The 15192-nt window shown below is 28.6% G+C and carries 17 protein-coding genes; 6 read left to right on the top strand and 11 right to left on the bottom strand.

The window, feature by feature from the left end; translation table 11 throughout:
* Nucleotides 1–198: 198 nt before the first annotated feature.
* The 11 genes from KGF38_RS12355 to dnaA all read right to left on the bottom strand — a co-directional run bounded on the left by KGF38_RS12355 (nucleotide 199) and on the right by dnaA (nucleotide 10828).
* Nucleotides 199–972, bottom strand: coding sequence for a SigB/SigF/SigG family RNA polymerase sigma factor (locus KGF38_RS12355; protein ID WP_021386626.1), 774 nt, complete (start codon nucleotides 970–972; stop codon nucleotides 199–201).
* Nucleotides 972–1379, bottom strand: coding sequence for an ATP-binding protein (locus KGF38_RS12360; protein WP_021386612.1), 408 nt, complete (start codon nucleotides 1377–1379; stop codon nucleotides 972–974). Before KGF38_RS12360 ends, KGF38_RS12355 begins: the two co-directional genes overlap by 1 nt.
* Nucleotides 1380–1382: 3 nt before the next feature.
* Nucleotides 1383–1700 carry an STAS domain-containing protein gene (locus tag KGF38_RS12365; RefSeq protein ID WP_054268631.1) on the bottom strand — a complete coding sequence of 106 codons (318 nt, stop codon included), beginning with the start codon at nucleotides 1698–1700 and terminating at the stop codon, nucleotides 1383–1385.
* Between the two features lie 11 nt (nucleotides 1701–1711).
* Nucleotides 1712–1972, bottom strand: a complete 261-nt coding sequence (locus KGF38_RS12370; RefSeq protein WP_021386594.1) for a hypothetical protein — start codon at nucleotides 1970–1972, stop codon at nucleotides 1712–1714.
* On the bottom strand, nucleotides 1972–2268 hold the full coding sequence (locus KGF38_RS12375) for a YtxH domain-containing protein (RefSeq protein WP_054268630.1): 297 nt from the start codon (nucleotides 2266–2268) through the stop codon (nucleotides 1972–1974). Before KGF38_RS12375 ends, KGF38_RS12370 begins: the two co-directional genes overlap by 1 nt.
* Before the next feature lie 68 nt (nucleotides 2269–2336).
* Nucleotides 2337–4763, bottom strand: coding sequence for a DNA gyrase subunit A (gene gyrA, locus KGF38_RS12380; protein WP_054268629.1), 2427 nt, complete (start codon nucleotides 4761–4763; stop codon nucleotides 2337–2339).
* 19 nt (nucleotides 4764–4782) lie between these two features.
* Nucleotides 4783–6684, bottom strand: coding sequence for a DNA topoisomerase (ATP-hydrolyzing) subunit B (gyrB, locus tag KGF38_RS12385; protein ID WP_054268628.1), 1902 nt, complete (start codon nucleotides 6682–6684; stop codon nucleotides 4783–4785).
* Nucleotides 6685–7800 carry a DNA replication/repair protein RecF gene (gene recF, locus KGF38_RS12390; protein ID WP_054268627.1) on the bottom strand — a complete coding sequence of 372 codons (1116 nt, stop codon included), beginning with the start codon at nucleotides 7798–7800 and terminating at the stop codon, nucleotides 6685–6687. It abuts the gene before it with no gap.
* Between the two features lie 16 nt (nucleotides 7801–7816).
* Complete coding sequence (gene yaaA / locus KGF38_RS12395; RefSeq protein ID WP_003420479.1) at nucleotides 7817–8023, bottom strand: S4 domain-containing protein YaaA; 207 nt, start codon at nucleotides 8021–8023, stop codon at nucleotides 7817–7819.
* A 137-nt stretch (nucleotides 8024–8160) separates the two neighbouring features.
* On the bottom strand, nucleotides 8161–9267 hold the full coding sequence (gene dnaN / locus KGF38_RS12400; protein WP_021408963.1) for a DNA polymerase III subunit beta: 1107 nt from the start codon (nucleotides 9265–9267) through the stop codon (nucleotides 8161–8163).
* A gap of 241 nt (nucleotides 9268–9508) precedes the next feature.
* Nucleotides 9509–10828: a chromosomal replication initiator protein DnaA gene (dnaA, locus tag KGF38_RS12405; protein ID WP_054268626.1), complete on the bottom strand. Its 1320-nt coding sequence runs from the start codon at nucleotides 10826–10828 to the stop codon at nucleotides 9509–9511.
* 658 nt (nucleotides 10829–11486) lie between these two features.
* Here dnaA and rpmH point away from each other — a divergent pair.
* From rpmH to mnmE, 6 genes are all read left to right on the top strand, one after another.
* Nucleotides 11487–11624 (top strand): 50S ribosomal protein L34, encoded by a 138-nt coding sequence (rpmH, locus tag KGF38_RS12410; RefSeq protein WP_003420485.1) that lies wholly within the window; start codon nucleotides 11487–11489, stop codon nucleotides 11622–11624.
* A gap of 77 nt (nucleotides 11625–11701) precedes the next feature.
* The gene (gene rnpA, locus KGF38_RS12415; RefSeq protein WP_003420486.1) at nucleotides 11702–12046 is read left to right on the top strand and encodes a ribonuclease P protein component; all 345 of its coding nucleotides are present in this window, start codon (nucleotides 11702–11704) and stop codon (nucleotides 12044–12046) included.
* A 32-nt stretch (nucleotides 12047–12078) separates the two neighbouring features.
* Nucleotides 12079–12330, top strand: a complete 252-nt coding sequence (gene yidD / locus KGF38_RS12420; RefSeq protein WP_021386578.1) for a membrane protein insertion efficiency factor YidD — start codon at nucleotides 12079–12081, stop codon at nucleotides 12328–12330.
* A 31-nt stretch (nucleotides 12331–12361) separates the two neighbouring features.
* On the top strand, nucleotides 12362–13069 hold the full coding sequence (locus tag KGF38_RS12425; RefSeq protein WP_021386599.1) for a YidC/Oxa1 family membrane protein insertase: 708 nt from the start codon (nucleotides 12362–12364) through the stop codon (nucleotides 13067–13069).
* The gene (gene jag / locus KGF38_RS12430) at nucleotides 13038–13667 is read left to right on the top strand and encodes an RNA-binding cell elongation regulator Jag/EloR (protein ID WP_054272092.1); all 630 of its coding nucleotides are present in this window, start codon (nucleotides 13038–13040) and stop codon (nucleotides 13665–13667) included. Before KGF38_RS12425 ends, jag begins: the two co-directional genes overlap by 32 nt.
* Before the next feature lie 110 nt (nucleotides 13668–13777).
* Complete coding sequence (gene mnmE, locus KGF38_RS12435; RefSeq protein WP_054272091.1) at nucleotides 13778–15157, top strand: tRNA uridine-5-carboxymethylaminomethyl(34) synthesis GTPase MnmE; 1380 nt, start codon at nucleotides 13778–13780, stop codon at nucleotides 15155–15157.
* Nucleotides 15158–15192 lie beyond the last annotated feature (35 nt).

The following is a 15192-nucleotide window of genomic DNA, read 5'->3' on the forward strand; positions in this document are numbered from 1 at the left end:
ATCAAACTCTCAAATAAAAGTTTATCAGGCTCAGATACTATTGTTATCAAAATATCTGGCTTTATGGTTTGTTTCTTAATATAAATTAACCTACTGTTTAATTTTCAATGTTCGTATTTATTTCTTTTTCCTTTTTTCAAGGACAAGTAATACTATACCACCTTTAAAACAGTAGGTCAATACTTTTTTTATATTTTTTTATAAATTCTTTTCATATTCTTTTTTTAGCTTTTCTACTACTTTTTTCTCCAGTCTAGAAACAGTCATCTGAGATATCTCTAATTCCTTAGCTATACTAGATTGTGTTTTATCAAAGAAAAATCTATCTTTAAATATTTTTACTTCCAATTCATTCAAAGTTTTAATAAACTTATTAATAAAATCTTCATACTCTATACTTCCAAAATTACCTTCTTCTTTTCCTATCTTGTCAATAAGAGTTATATCTTTATCTTCTGAATCATCATTACTTGATGAATCTAAAGACATAGGTTGATACCCGTAAGAAGCTTCCATAGCCTCTAGAACATCTTCTTCACTAACTCCTATATAATCAGCTATATCTTTTACTTTCGGATGCTTTTTATTTTCTTGCTCCAATTTAATCTTTGCATCACTTATCTTTTTACTTAGTTCCTGTATTCTTCTTGGTACTCTAAGTGTCCATACTTTATCTCTAAAATATTTTTTTATTTCTCCTACTATAGTTGGTGTCGCGAAACTGGAGAATTCAAATCCTTTTTCAACATCATATCTATCAATAGCATAAATTAACGCTAATGAAGCAACTTGATATATATCTTCAAAATCAACACCCTTATTTATATACTTCTTAGCTAACAATCTTGCTAAATACAGATGCCTTTCAATAAGAATATTCCTAATATCTACATTTTTATTTTTATTATATAAATTAAATAGCTCTTTTGTATCCATATTTAGGTAATGTGTAGCATTAGCTACATTTTTCATTAAATATCAACTCCTAAATATTTAGTCATTTTTATTTTTGTTCCTTGATTGTGTTCCGATTCAATATCTACATCATCCATTAAAGTTCTAATTATAAATAGTCCAAGACCACTCTCTTTTGGATTCTCTAAATCTGGTGTACTTATTGAGCTAACATCGTATCCTTTTCCATTATCCTGAATTTCTATATTAATTGCATTGTCTAAGATATTAAATACTATATTGAACACATCATCTTTACTGTGCTTTATTGCGTTTGTACACGCTTCTGATACTGCTACCTTTATATCTTCTATATCATCTATTGGAAATCCCATTTTATTAGCAATTCCAGACGCTGTTAATCTTATTATACTAACATAATCCGGATTTGTAGTAATTTCCATCTTTATAGTCTCACAAGCCAAAGTCTATCCCTCCACTTTAAATATTTTATCTAGACCTGTTATAGTAAAAATCTTTCTGACATTACTCTTAGGATTTACTATGTATATCTCTTTTTCGTTTATTTTTAATTTTTTTAATACACCTATCATAGCTCCTAAACCTGTTGAATCTATATAATCTAAATCTTTAAGATTAATTTTTACATCTAACATATTTTTTTCTATCAAGTTATGCAAATGTTCCTTTAGTTTATCTGCTGTAGAAACATCAAGTTCTCCATCAAGACAAACATTCCAAAATTTATTTTGAGAATCTAAATTTGAATCTATATTCATAGACATGTAAAAACCTCCTATTTCCTCTTAATAATTTTAAATATATTTCCTATACTCATTATTTTGTTAATTACATAAACTATATCATCTATTCCCTTTGATATTGATGACGCATTCTCAACAATATCCTGTATGTGTCTCTCATTATAATCTACAATTTTATAAGCCTTTTCAACAACCTTATTTAGACTATTTAGAGTTTTTGCTAAATAAATTGCTACTATAAGAGCAGAACTACCTACTAACACTGCTCCAATCTGCCACCCCCATGCATTCATTAGTTAACATCTCCCTCCTCATCAAAGCTTTTACTTATTACTATGTCTTCTTCAGAAATCTTTATATCTTCTTCATTATTATCATCATCTACTAAATTTATTATTCTCTCTTTGACATCATTAAATGTTTCATGTAGAACTTCTTTTGGATTTTCTTTCACATCATTAAACTTCTCTTTTGTTTCTTTTCTTAATTCAGAACCTTTTTTTGGTGCAAAAAACAGACCAAATACAAAACCTAAAATAGCTCCTATTAATAAAAATCCACCTTTTTTACAACTTTTTTTATTACACATAACAATTACTCCTTTCAATTTTAAATTTTTATCTAAGTACATTATACAAAAAGAATAGGATATTTATCCTATTCTTCTTCAATATTTATTTTGGCAATCGAAACTACATTGACCTCGTCATTAGTTTTCATTAATTTAACACCACTTGTAACCCTTCCAAATAGTGATATCTCATTAACTCTTATTCTAATAAGAACTCCATCAGAATTTATAATCATTATCTCATCATCTTCATTAACCATATCTGCACCTACAATTGTGCCAGTCTTTTCAGATATATTATAAGTTTTAATTCCTTTACCAGCTCTTATTTGGCTTCTGTATTCTTCTATATTTGTTCTTTTTCCAAAGCCATTTTTACTTACAACTAATACATCTGTACCTTTACTACAAAGGTTCATAGACACAACAAAATCGTCTTTACTTAAAGTTATACCTTTTACACCCATTGCTGTTCTACCCATATATCTTATATCATTTTCATCAAATCTTATAGACATACCATCTTTAGTGACTAAAAGTACTTCTTGTTTTCCATCTGTAAGTTCTACTCCAATAAGTTCATCATCATCTCTTAAACCTATAGCAATAAGACCAGATTTATTTATATTTCTAAACTCTTCTCTCTTAGTCTTTTTAACAATACCTTTTTTTGTTGTAAGTAGTAAATATTCATTTTCATCATTTCCATCTATAGGTATCAATGTAGCAATTTTTTCATCTGCTGATAATTGAAGTAAATTCACTATAGCAGTACCTTTAGCTTGTCTTTTACCTTCAGGTATTTCATATGCATTTAGTTTAAATACTCTACCTTTATTTGTAAAGAATAACAGTCTACTATGAGTAGTTGTAGTTATTAAGTGTCTTACAAAATCTTCTTCCCTAGTTGTAAGTGCTGAAATACCTCTTCCACCTCTTTTTTGACTCTTGTAAGTGTCCGATGGAAGTCTCTTTATATAACCAAAGTGAGTAAGAGTTATTGCTATTTCTTCATCGCTTATAAGGTCTCTCATATCTATTTCGCCTTCAGCATGTCTTATCTCAGTTCTTCTCTCATCAGCATAGTTCTCTTTTATTATTGTAATTTCGTCTTTTATTACATTTAAAAGTAATCTTTCATCAGCTAAAATTTCTTTTAATCTATTTATCTTCTTAATTAACTCTTCATATTCAGCTTCTATCTTATCTCTTTCTAGACCTGTAAGTCTTTGAAGTCTCATATCTAATATAGCTTGTGCTTGAATCTCAGTTAAATTAAATTTATCTATTAAACCTTGTTTAGCCTCTTGACCTGTTTTTGAAGCTCTTATCAAGCTTATAACTGCATCTATATTATCTAAAGCAATTTTTAATCCTTCTAAAATATGTGCTCTTGCCTCAGCTTTATTTAATTCAAATTTAGTTCTTCTTGTAACAACATCTTCTTGATGTTTAATATAATGATATAATATTTGCTTAAGATTTAAAACTCTTGGTTGTCCATCTACAAGTGCAAGCATTATTATACTAAAAGTATCTTCCATTTGAGAATGTTTATACAGATTATTTAATACTATATTAGCATTAGCATCTCTCTTTAATTCTATAACAATTCTCATACCATTTCTATTACTTTCATCTCTTAAATCTGATATACCTTCTATTCTTTTTTCTTTAACTAACTCAGCTATTCTCTCAACTAATTTAGCTTTATTTACTTGATAAGGTATCTCTGTAACTATTATTTGTTGTTTTCCCTTTGGAAGCTCTTCTATAAAAGCTCTAGACCTAACTTTAACTTTACCTCTCCCAGTTCTGTATGCTTCTGCTATACTCTCTTTTCCCATTATAATCGCAGCTGTAGGAAAATCTGGACCTTGCACAAATTTTATTAAATCATCTACACTACACTCTGGATTATCAATTAAATATATCGTTGCATCAATTACCTCAGCTAAATTATGTGGAGGTATTGAAGTTGCCATACCAACAGCTATACCATTAGAACCATTCACTAATAAATTAGGATATCTTGCTGGTAATACTGAAGGCTCTTTTAATGACTCATCAAAGTTTGGTTTAAAGTCTACAGTTTCTTTTTCTATATCTCTTAATAACTCTAATGATAATTTACTCATTTTGGCTTCTGTATAACGCATAGCTGCTGGTGAATCTCCATCAACAGAACCAAAGTTACCATGACCATCTACTAAAAGTGCTCTAGTTGAAAAATCTTGAGCCATTCTTACCATTGCATAATAAACAGCAGTATCTCCATGAGGATGGTACTTACCTAAAACGTCCCCAACAATACGGGCTGATTTTCTGTAAGGCTTATCTGGAGTTAAATTTAATTCACTCATTGAGTACAATATTCTTCTATGAACTGGTTTTAAACCATCTCTAACATCAGGAAGAGCACGTCCAGCTATAACACTCATAGAATAATCAATATATGATTTTTTCATTTCTTCCGCTATTTCAATAGGGAGTATTTTGTTTTTTTCTTCCATGTATACTAATCCCCTCTCTCTATATATCTAAGTTTCTAACAAATCTTGCATTTTCTTCTATAAATTCTTTTCTTGGAGCAACCTTATCACCCATAAGCATTGAAAATACTTCATCTGCTATTGCCGCATCCTCTACTGTTACTTGTAACAATGTTCTTGTATCAGGATTCATAGTTGTATCCCATAATTGCTCTGCATTCATCTCTCCAAGACCTTTGTATCTTTGAAGCTCCGCACCATTTCTTCCAATTTCATCTAATAAGATATTTAGTTCTTTATCTGAATAAACATAATGTTCCTTTTTTTGCTTTGTTACTTTATATAAAGGCGGTTGTGCTGCATAAACATAACCTTCATCTATAAGAGGTCTCATATATCTAAAGAAGAATGTTAATAATAAAGTTCTTATATGAGCTCCATCTACATCGGCATCGGTCATAATTATAATTTTATGGTATCTAGCTTTATCTATATCAAAATCTTCTCCAATACCACAACCATAAGCTGTTATCATATTTTTTATTTCATCTGAAGATAATATTCTATCTAGTCTTGATTTTTCAACATTAAGTATCTTCCCTCTTAATGGAAGTATAGCTTGGCTATTTCTATCTCTACCTTGTTTAGCTGAACCTCCTGCTGAATCCCCTTCGACTAAGAATATTTCACTTTTGGCAGGGTCCTTTTCTGCACAATCTGCAAGTTTTCCAGGTAAGGATGTACTTTCTAGTACACTTTTTCTTCTTGTTAACTCTCTTGCTTTTTTTGCAGCTTCTCTAGCTCTTTGTGCTCTTAAAGCTTTATCAACTATTATTCTAGCTGTTGCTGGGTTTTCTTCTAGGAAGGACCCAAGTTCATCAACTGTTACACTATCAACTAAACCTCTCATAAAACTATTACCTAGTTTTGTTTTAGTTTGACCTTCAAATTGAGGCTCTGGTAATTTAACTGATACCACTGCTGTAAGACCTTCTCTTATATCTTCACCAAGTAAGTTAACATCATTTTCTTTTAAAAATTTATTTCTCTTAGCATAATCATTTACCGTTTTAGTAAGAGCAGCTTTAAATCCACTTAAATGAGAACCACCTTCATGTGTATTTATATTATTTGCAAAGGAATATATGTTCTCTGTATAACCATCTGTATATTGCATAGCTAATTCGACAAAACAATCATCGACCTTTTTATCTATATAAACTATGTCATCATGTATACCAGTTCTAGATTTATTTAAATACTTAATATATTCCACCAAGCCACCTGTATAGTGAAATTCTTTTCTTTTCTCTTGACCTTCTCTTTTGTCTTCAAATACTATTTTTATACCTTTATTCAAAAAAGAAAGTTCTCTAAGTCTATACTCCAATGTTTCATATTTAAATTCTATTTCATCAAATATTGTCTCATCTGGCATGAACTGAATCATTGTTCCTTTATCTTGTGATTCTCCAACTACTTCAAGTTTAGATGTTGGTAATCCCTTTTCATATGTCTGCTTGTATACTTTTCCATTTAAATAAACCTCTGCTAGCATCCATTTTGACAGTGCATTAACTACAGAAACACCAACACCATGAAGACCTCCAGATACTTTGTATCCTCCGCCTCCAAACTTTCCTCCTGCATGAAGATTAGTTAATACTGTTTCTAAAGTTGATTTACCAGTCTTAGGATGTATTTCAACAGGTATACCTCTTCCATTATCCTTTACTAAAACACTGCCATCTTCATTGATAGATACATATATGTCTGAACAATATCCTTGCAAAGCCTCATCTATACTATTATCTACAACTTCATAAACTAAGTGATGTAAACCTCTAGGGCTTGTACTACCAATATACATACCTGGTCTTTTTCTAACGGCTTCTAATCCCTCTAATACTTGTATCTGACTTGCACCGTATTCTTGTTTCATTTAATTTCCTCCATTCTCTATGCTAATAACATCGCCATTTTCAATATTAAATATTGTAACATCCTTTTCATCAAATATTTTTTTATGTGAAACCTCAGCACTTGTTATAAACATTTGAACATTGCTTAAATTGTTTACTAAAAGTTTTTGTCGTGCTTCATCTAACTCACTAAAAACATCATCTAAAATTAATATTGGATATTCTTCAACTTCATTTTTTATTAATTCTATTTCTGATAGCTTTAATGATATTGAAGCTGTTCTTTGTTGACCTTGTGAACCAAAAAGTCTTGCATCTAAATCATTTATGAATATATTTAAGTCATCTTTGTGTATACCATATCTGGTAGTCTTAGATTCTATATCATTAGGTCTATTCGATGACAACTTGGCTAAAAATTTATTATATACTGTCTCTATAGTATCTTCATCAGTTATATTTATTTGATTCTTATATCTAATTGACAATTTCTCAATTCCATTAGTCAAATTCATATGCATATTTTCAGATATATTAGCTATCTTTTTTACAAAATCTCTACGTAAAATATAAATATAACTTCCATACTTTGCTAATGTATCATCATATACATCTAATAAAGCCTCATCAACATGCATGCTTTTAAGCACTCTGCTTCTTTGAGAAAGTGTTTTATTATAATTGGTAAGATATTTATAATATTTAGGCATAATCTGACTAATCTCTTTATCTATAAATGTCCTTCTCTCTTTAGGTCCTTCTTTAACCAGTCTCAAATCTTCAGGAGAGAATATGACAACATTTAAGTTGCCAAGTAATTCCTGTATTTTTTGTAAAGGGACTTTATTTATTCGTATCCCCTTTTTATCTTTTCCAATAATTAGCTCTATTAGACTATATTTATTATATTTTGAAAAACTTCCTCCAATATATAAATTTTCACTATTAAATCTAACCATTTCTTTATCTTTGTTGGTTCTGAATGATTTACCAAAAGAGAGCATATAAATAGATTCTACTATATTTGTCTTTCCTTGACCATTTTTCCCAACAAGAAGATTTACTTTTCCATTAAATTCCAGATGCAACTTTTCATAATTTCTAAAATTAACAAGTTGCAAACTTTTAAGTTTCACAAAAAGTTCTCCTTTTTTACAATACTTTTATTTTAGTTCCTTCTATTTCAACTATATCTCCTGATTTTATCTTTTTTCCTCTTCTTAATTCTATTTCATCATTTACTGTCACTAAACCTTCTTGAATTAAAAATTTTGCATGGCCTCCTGTTGATGCAATCTCTGCTAATTTGAGAAATTGGTCCAACTTTATATATTCTGATTCTATAGTTATTTCAGTCATAATAGTTCCTCCTTGTCACTATTTTAGGTAAACCCCTATTGATACACTAAAAGTATATTATACCATAAATGTGCTTATAAAAGGAGTTGTCTAATATTAGAAAAATTTTTCTACAAAAGACAACTCCTTCATGTCTGCTATATATTTGATGATATTCTTACTGGAAGTAGTAAGTAAATATAATTAACATCATCTGTTGGTTTAATTATACAAGGATTTACATTTGTAGTAAATTCTATAAATATTTCTTCATTATCTATATTTTTTAAACCTTCAATAAAGTATCTAGAATTGAAAGCTATATCTAAATAATCTCCATCTAAATCTATTTCAACTTCTTCATATACATTTCCTTTTTCTGTATTAGAGGTAATTGCCATTACTTTATCTCTTATAGATAATTTTATAAGATTATTTTTTTCTGATTGAGATAATAAAGATGCCCTTTCTATACTATTTAAAAGTTCTTTAGTATTTAATTTAACTCTACTATTGTGCTCTCTTGGTAATAATTTTTTATAATCGATAAAATCTCCTTCAAGCAATCTCGTAATAATTTTTGTATCATTAATTATAAAAATAGCATTTTTTTCATTAAATCCAACCTTAACATTATCTTCTCCAGAAAGTAAGCTATTTACATCTATAAGTGTCTTTCCTGGAATTATAACTTTTATATTTTCAGTTAAACTATCCACTGAACAACTTTTTACAGCCAATCTATATCCATCAATAGCGACTAAATTCAAATTTCTATCCACAATTTCTAAAAGTTCTCCCATTAAAATAGGTTTTGTTTGGTCCTGTGAAATAGCAAATACGGTTTGTTTAATCATATTTTTTAGAATTTCTTGAGGTATGCTATATAAATCTTCTTCGTTTAATTCTGGTAGCTTAGGAAATTCTTTAGCTGCATATCCTTTAATCTTGAATCTTGAATTTACACAATTTATGTAAATATTATTTTCTGAATCTGTTTCTATCTCAACAAACGAATCTGGTAATTTTCTAATTATATCTCCAAATAATCTTGCATCTACAACAACATCACCTTTTTCTATAATCTCTGCTTGTACATACGTTTCTATTCCTATCTCAGCATCATATCCAGTAAGTTTTAATTGACCTTCTTCTGTAGATATAAGTATACCCTTTAATAGTTCTATAGTTGTTTTTCCATTAATAGCTTTTTGAGCAATCCCAATTCTATTTGCTAGGATTTTTTGGTTACAAATTATTTTCAATGTGGATAACCTCCTTTGGTCTTTTATATAAAAAAATAAGTTAAAATCATAGTAGTAATAGTAGTAGGTGTTGTTGATAATGTTAATAAGTACTTATAACGTTATAAATACAAAGATATCAACATGTGTATAAAATGTTAATATCTTTGTTATTAGAGACTTAATTATTTGTTAATAATTTTTATTCAAAAAAAATATTAACAAGTTATCCAATAGATATAAACAGACAATTGTGTATAAATTATCCCTTTAAATCTGATATGATTTTCTCTATTTTAGTTTTAATTTCTTCGCTTTCTGCTATATCTTTAGATACCTTATCATGAGCATGAATTACTGTTGTGTGGTCTCTACCCCCAAACTCTTCTCCTATTTTAGGAAGGGATAAATCAGTAAGTTCGCGCGTTAAATACATAGCTATTTGTCTAGGATAAGCTATTGAGCGTGTTCTTTTTTTAGAATTAAAATCTTCCATTTTTATACTAAATACAGAAGATACTTTTTCTTTTATTCTAAGAACATTTATTTCTTCATTTTTAGATGTAGTTATAATATCTTTCAAAGCTTCTGTAGCAAGATCAAAAGATATCACTCTATTACTAAGAGAAGAATAGGCAACTACTCTAGTTAAGGCACCTTCTAGTTCTCTTATGTTTGACTTAATATTTTTTGCTATATATGACATAACTTCATTTGGTACTTCGATGCGTTCCAATTGAGCTTTTTTTCTAAGTATAGCAATTCTCGTTTCAAAGTCTGGTGCTTGAATATCAGTTATAAGTCCCATTTCAAATCTCGATCTTAGTCTATCTTCTAGTGTAGGTATATCTTTTGGTGGTCTATCACTAGATATAATTATTTGTTTATTTGCCTCATGAAGAGTATTAAACGTATGGAAGAACTCCTCTTGAGTTCTTTCTTTTCCCGCTATAAATTGAATATCATCAATTAATAATACATCTACATTTCTGTACTTATTTCTAAATTCTTCGTTTTTATCATCTTTTATAGAGTTTATAAGTTCATTAGTAAATTTTTCTGAAGAAACATAAACAACTTTTGAGTCTTTTTTTTGACTAACAATGTGATGCCCTATAGCGTGCATCAAGTGGGTTTTACCTAGCCCAACTCCTCCATACAAAAAAAGTGGATTGTAAGCCTTAGCAGGAGATTCAGCGACCGCAACACATGCAGCATGAGCAAATCTATTGCTATTACCAATAACGAACGTATCAAATGTGTATTTTGGATTTAGGTTAGGGTAAAGTACTCTATAATTTAAATCTGTACTATCAGAATTTAGGTCAGCAACCTCTTTTTCGCTCAATACAAATTTAATATTATATTTTTTTAATGACAGTTGATTTATGGCATCTTCAATTAAATGCAGATATCTGTTTTCTAAGATATCTTTATTAAAATCACTAGGAGCCAACAGTATTAAGTCATTAAGATGTATTTTTAATGGTACGATGTTTTTAAAAAAGGTATTAAAACTTACTGAAGTTAAGTCACCTTTTATTAATTGTAGGGTTTTGTCCCATAAAGAAACTATATCCATAATATAAACCTCCGAACAGAATAATTAATATTTTCCACAAAGTTATTAACAGAAAAGCAAAAACATATATAAATTTTACAGAATAACTAAATTTATGGATAATGGTGTTGATAAATTAATAATAGTATAAATTATTAAAAAAATATGAAAAGATATAAACAATATGTAGATAAAGTTATAAATAACATAAACATACAATAAATGGTGATTATAACTAGAGTATTGTCAGTAATCTTAAAAGTTATACACAAAAGTATCCACAAGCTGTGAATAATTTTTAATAAGTTGATAACATTTATGCACATTATCAACAAGTATATTTATAATATCAAAATATATGTCAAACTTCAATGATTTGTAACTAATTTATCCACAATATTAACTAATTGTTGATAAAAATATAAACATGTTAAAATTACTTTATTTGTGTATATAATTGAAAAAAATAATTTAGAATAAAATTAAATAGATTTTTACTAGTATTTTCAATAAAAAAAATACATAATATATATATGGTAGATTTTGTGATAGAAGCGTCCCAAAAACTCGTTGACAACAGTGGTAAAAGTATTTATAATTATATGTGTTATGTTTACTTTGAGGGTAAAGTTATTATTTTTATAAACGGAAAATGAAATCTGAAAGGCGGTGCAAAATAATGAGTAAAAGAACTTATCAACCAAAAAAGAGACAAAGAAGTAAAGAACATGGTTTCAGAAAAAGAATGAAGACGTCTAACGGAAGAAACGTGTTAAAGAGAAGAAGAGCTAAAGGAAGAAATAGATTAACTCATTAATTACAAAAGGGCCGCTGCAAAGGTGGCCTTTTTGTGTAAATAATTACAATTCATAGCTGTGTTTATGGAGGTTAACTATGGACTTTAATAGGACTAAAGGGTTAAAAAAGGACTCTGATTTTAGAAAAGTATATAAACACGGCAAATCTTTTGCAAACAAATATTTAGTAATATATATACTTAAAAATAAATCAGATTATAGTAGAGTGGGTATTTCTGTTTCGAAGAAAGTAGGAAAAGCCATCACTAGAAATAGAGTAAGAAGACTAATAAAAGAAGTCTACAGATTAAATATTGATGAAAAAATTAAGCCTGGATATGATATAGTATTTATAGCAAGAGTATCTAGTAAAGATGCTACTTTTAAAGACATAGACAAGTCTATAAAAAACTTAGTTAAAAGAACGGATATTTCTATTTAAATTGTATGCTATAAATATGGAGGTTCATAACTTTGAATAAAATAATTTATATATTAAAGGAAATAAGTAAGCATTTATCGAATTTATGTATTTATTTAGTGAGATTTTATCAAAAATATATATCTCCCTTAAAGGGACCTACCTGTAGATTTTATCCAACTTGCTCACAATATTCAATAGAGGCATTTAAGAAATATGGATTTGTAAAAGGTATGTATTTAACAGTAAGAAGAGTTTTAAAATGTCATCCTTTTCATCCAGGAGGTTACGATCCTCTAAAATAAAAGAGAGTAACTATTAGGAGGTATAAAAAAATTGAATATAATAGGAAATTTCTTAGGAATGATTCTTAAGGTAATATTTGAATTTGTTAACCACTATGGTATTTCTATAATACTTTTTACTATTCTTGTAAAGATTATTTTATTACCATTAACAGTTAAGCAGACTAAGTCAACAAAGGCAATGCAAGATATACAACCTCGTATAAAAGAGATACAAGAAAAATATAAAAATAAGCCAGAAAAACAAAATGAAGAAATTGTTAAGTTATATGGAGAGGCTAAAATTAATCCACTATCTGGTTGTTTACCTTTATTAATACAGTTTCCTATATTAATAGGATTATTTAGCGTTTTGAGAGAGCCAGTTGCTCATGGCGTTTTTGCAAATCAAGCTGCATTTTTAGCAGCTGATAATGGGTTTTTATGGATAAAAAGCTTAACAGCACCAGATTATGTACTAGCAGTATTTTCAGGAGCAAGTGCATATGTAATGCAAAAAGTAATGACTCCAAAAGATCAATTACAAGGCTCTATGAAAGTAATGACATATGTAATGGCAGGTATGTCTTTCTATTGGGGATTTATATTCCCAGCAGGACTTACATTGTACTGGACAGTAAGTAACTTATTCTCAATAGCTCAATATTACTTAATAATGAATCCTTTAAAAGCTAAACTGGCTGCTAACTCTAAGGAGGAAAAAGTTAATGAGAAAAAGCCTAAAATTAATAAAAAGTAAAAGCAAGGAAGAAGCTATAAGTAAGGCTATAGCAGAGTTAAATTTAAAAGCAGAGGATATAGAAGTTGAAATACTTGAAAATCCAAGCAAAGGGTTTTTAGGTCTTATAGGTGCTAAAGATGGTACTTATGAAATTTTTGTTATCGAGAGGGAACTAGATGTAGCTAAAAATTTTATAGAGGTAATGTTGAAAAATGCAAATGTTGATGCCAAAGTCAATGTATCTCAAAAAGATAATTTAATCATGGTTGATATTGAAGGCAAAGAAGCTGCAAGTTTAATTGGTAGAAGAGGGGAAACTTTAGATTCTATTCAATTTTTAACTGGATTAGCTCTTAATAAAATAAATAAGGATTCTCATACAAGAGTACTTGTAGATATAGAAAACTATAGATCAAAAAGAGAAGAATCTTTAATAAGATATGCTAATAAAGTTGCTAGAGAAGTAGCGAAAACAAGAAAAACTAAAAAATTAGATTATATGAATCCGTATGAGAGAAGAATAATACATTCAGCTCTTCAAAATGACAAATATGTAATTACATATAGTGAAGGTACCGATCCATATAGAAGATTAGTAATTGAGTGTAAAAGATAAAATCAACCTCCTAAACATTAGGGGGTTTTATTTTTTAATATTATTACATTATTGTGATTAGCCAAAAGTAAATCTATATGTAAAAAATTATAAATTAAGAGGTGATAAATTTGTTTATAGATGATACAATTGCAGCAATAGCTACAGCACCTGGAGAAGGTGGTATAGGAATACTTAGAATAAGTGGAGAAAAATCCTTAAAGGTTGCAGAAGAAATCTTTAAGTCTATGTCAGGAAAGAGTATTAAAGAATATAATAAGAGAACATTAATATATGGAAATATAGTAGACGATGAAAATGTAATTGATGAAGTTTTATTGGCATATATGAAAGGTCCAAATTCATATACAGGAGAAGATGTAATAGAAATCAATTGTCATGGTGGATTTATATCAGTAAAGAAAATATTAGAATTAATATTATCAAAAGATATTAGGTTAGCAGAAGCTGGAGAGTTTACTAAAAGAGCGTTTTTAAATGGGAGAATAGATTTATCACAGGCAGAGGCAGTAATTGATGTTATAAAGGCTAAAACAGATATAGCTCATGAAGTTGCTCAAAACCAATTAGAAGGCTCTTTATCAAAAAGAATAAGGGAACTAAGAGATAAAGTTACTGAGATATTAGCCCATGTAGAAGTTGCTATAGATTATCCTGAGGAAGATATTGAACATATAACATATCAGACTCTTAAGGAAAAAACTGATGAACTTAAAAAGGAAATTAAAAAATTATATGATACAGCTGAAAGTGGAAAAATACTTAGAGAAGGTTTAAAAACAGTAATAGTTGGGAAACCAAATGTAGGTAAATCTTCATTACTTAACTCTATTTTAGGAGAGAATAGAGCCATAGTTACTGATATACCAGGAACTACTAGAGATGTTATAGAAGAGTTTGTAAATATAAAAGGAATACCTTTAAAAATTGTTGATACAGCAGGTATAAGAGATACAGATGATATAGTTGAAAAAATAGGTGTTGAAAAGTCTAAAGAATCATTTACTAGTGCAGATTTGATTATAATGGTTTTAGACGCATCTAGAAAGCTATCAGAAGAAGATATAGAGATATTAGAAAATCTTAGAGATAAGCAAACAATAGTACTATTAAATAAGAATGATTTAAAACAGGAAATTGAAGAAGAAAAAATACTTAAATATGTAGAAAATAATAGTATAATAAAAATATCAGCTTTACAGCAAGAAGGTATAGAAGAATTACAAGATAAAATAGAGTCTATGGTATATAAAGGTAGTGTTAAAAATAACTCTAGTTTAGTAGTAACAAATTCTAGACATAAAGATGCACTTAATAAAGCATATAAATCTGCTACAGATGCTTTAATTGCTTTAGAACAAAGCATGCCATTTGACTTTGTAGAAGTAGACTTAAAAAATATATGGGATTATCTTGGTTATATTAATGGAGATACAGTAACAGAGGATTTATTAGATAATATATTCCATAACTTCTGTATAGGTAAGTAAGGTGTAAAACAAATTTGATTTTTTGATTATATAGG

This window comes from Clostridioides sp. ZZV14-6387, from assembly GCF_020657835.1.
In the GTDB taxonomy this organism is placed as follows: Bacteria; Bacillota; Clostridia; order Peptostreptococcales; family Peptostreptococcaceae; genus Clostridioides; species Clostridioides difficile_A.